Below are 1,991 nucleotides of genomic sequence, written 5' to 3' on the forward strand. Positions count from 1 at the left end.
TTGTCGAACAGGCCAGCATTGCCTTGGCAACGTCGTTGCGGGATCTCACCAAGGATCAGGTGAGGCTCTTGGTCAGCCAGGGTTTCGGGCTGGAATATGTGGTTCCGAAAGCAATCTCCATCCTGATTGAAAACCCGCTGATAGGGGTGGCGTTCTACGACGGCGATCTGCTCATGAACTGCCTCAAGATTCCGCAAAAGTTCTGGATGGAGAACCAACACCTGTGGGTGGAGCTCGACGGGATCTTGCGGTCGCTTGATCAAACCGTTTCGGACATTGGCAAGCACCGGCCACAATTTGAGTCCGCGTGGGAAGCTTGGAACAGTCAGGGCGCGAGGTCGAAGAAAGCCTAGGCCTGCCAGCGCGAATTACAGGGGAACAAGAAAAATGACCAAAGTCATCAAGAACGGCACCGTCGTCACCGCCGACCGCACGTGGAAGGCCGATGTGCTGATGCAGCATGGCAAGATCGTCGCCATCGGCTCGGACCTGCATGGCGATCATGAGTTCGACGCCACCGGCTGCTACGTCATGCCAGGCGGCATCGACCCACACACCCATCTCGAAATGCCGTTCATGGGCACCTATTCGGCCGATGATTTCGAATCCGGCACGCGTGCAGCGCTTGCCGGCGGCACCACGATGGTGGTCGATTTTTGCCTGCCGGCGCCGCAGCAGTCGCTGCTCGAAGCCTTGCAGATGTGGGACAACAAGACCTCGAAGGCATCGTGCGACTATTCCTTCCACATGGCGATCACCTGGTGGGGCAAGCAGGTGTTCGACGAGATGGCCACTGTCGTCGACAAGGGCATCACGTCGTTCAAGCATTTCATGGCCTACAAGGGCGCGCTGATGGTCGACGACGACGAGATGTATGCGTCGTTCCAGCGCTGCGCCGATCTCGGCGCGCTGCCGCTGGTGCATGCCGAGAATGGCGATGTGGTCGCCGCCCTGTCGCAGAAGCTGCTGGCTGCCGGCAACAACGGCCCCGAGGGCCACGCCTATTCACGGCCGCCCGAAGTGGAAGGCGAGGCGACCAACCGCGCCATCATGATCGCCGACATGGCCGGCGTGCCGCTCTATGTCGTGCATGTCTCCTGCGAGCAGAGCCACGAAGCGATCCGTCGGGCGCGCCAGAAGGGCATGCGGGTGTTCGGAGAACCGCTGATCCAGCACCTGACGCTGGACGAGAGCGAGTATTTCGACAAGGACTGGGACCATGCGGCGCGCCGCGTGATGAGCCCGCCCTTCCGCAACAAATTGCACCAGGATTCGCTGTGGGCCGGCCTGCAGGCGGGCTCGCTGCAGGTGGTGGCGACCGATCATTGCGCTTTCACCACCAAGCAGAAGCGCAACGGCGTCGGCGATTTCACCAAGATCCCGAACGGCACCGGCGGGCTTGAAGACCGCATGCCGGTGCTGTGGACCACCGGCGTCAACACCGGTCGGCTGACGATGAACGAATTCGTCGCGGTGACCTCGACCAACATCGCCAAGATCCTCAACATGTATCCGAAGAAGGGCGCCATCGTAGAGGGCGCCGACGCCGACATCGTCGTCTGGGATCCCCAGCGCAAGAAGAAGATCACCTCGAAGAAGCAGCAATCTGTCATCGACTACAACGTGTTCGAAGGGTTCGAGGTGACCGGTCTGCCGCGGTTCGTGTTCTCGCGTGGCGAACTGTCGATCCAGGAGGCCGAGGTCAAGGCCAAGCCCGGTCATGGCGAGTTCGTTGGCCGCGAGCCGAATGCGGCGGTCAACCGGGCGCTGTCGACGTGGAAGGAAATCTCCGCGCCGCGCAAGGTGGAACGCACCGGCATCCCGGCGACCGGGGTTTGAGCTTGCGCGGCTCGAAGAACGCCAAGAAACGGATGATTGCCGACAAACACGGCGCCGCCTTTGGGGATGTGTCGCAGTGCCGATAATTGCCGAACTCGGCGCCGCCCCTCATCCGCCTGCCGGCACCTTCTCCCCGTATAGTGAGGGGGAGA

At 61.6% G+C, this 1,991-nt stretch carries 2 protein-coding genes; both read left to right on the plus strand.

Annotated elements, in window-relative coordinates:
- The coding region (locus EOC06_RS34700) for a contact-dependent growth inhibition system immunity protein (protein WP_206631325.1) at positions 1 to 353 on the plus strand (353 nt) is incomplete at its 5' end.
- A 34-nt stretch (positions 354 to 387) separates the two neighbouring features.
- Positions 388 to 1,839 carry a dihydropyrimidinase gene (gene hydA, locus EOC06_RS34705; RefSeq protein ID WP_128309932.1) on the plus strand — a complete coding sequence of 484 codons (1,452 nt, stop codon included), beginning with the start codon at positions 388 to 390 and terminating at the stop codon, positions 1,837 to 1,839.
- The last annotated feature ends 152 nt before the right edge of the window (positions 1,840 to 1,991 follow it).

The organism is Mesorhizobium sp. M7A.F.Ca.MR.362.00.0.0 (assembly GCF_004023175.1).
Taxonomy (GTDB): domain Bacteria; phylum Pseudomonadota; class Alphaproteobacteria; order Rhizobiales; family Rhizobiaceae; genus Mesorhizobium.